The 425-nt window shown below is 52.0% G+C and carries 1 protein-coding gene; it reads left to right on the top strand.

The window, feature by feature from the left end:
- Positions 1-425 (top strand): HAMP domain-containing protein (locus AVJ23_RS21955; protein ID WP_169795963.1); only part of this gene is annotated, 425 nt, incomplete at both ends.

Genomic DNA, 425 nt, shown 5'->3' on the forward strand with positions numbered 1-425 from the left:
CGAAACACAGGCGCACTTTGAAGGCGATTTCAAAGTCATGGTGGATGATTTGCAAAACGCCATGCGTAACACTCATGAAGCCGTGTCCGGTATCAACCAGACGATGAAAGCCATTGCGGAAGGGAATTTCTCCAGCCGTTTGACCACGCCATTAACGGGCGAACTGGATTCATTGAAGCGCAATATCAATGAATCCTTGGATCAATTGGAAGCCGGTATCACCGAAGCCGTGGAAGTGGTGGTCGCGCAGTCGGAAGGCGATTTGACGCGCCGCGTCGAAGGCCAGTATCTCGGTAAAATCGGAGTAATGAAAGACGCCATCAATACGTCGCTGGAAAACATGGGGCGGGCGATTTCCGAATTGATGGTATCGTCACGCACCGTGAATGATGCGTCCGACCAGATTGCCTCCGGCAGTTCCGATT

The sequence above is a fragment of the Pseudoponticoccus marisrubri genome, assembly GCF_001482405.1.
Classification (GTDB): domain Bacteria; phylum Pseudomonadota; class Alphaproteobacteria; order Rhodobacterales; family Rhodobacteraceae; genus Pseudoponticoccus; species Pseudoponticoccus marisrubri.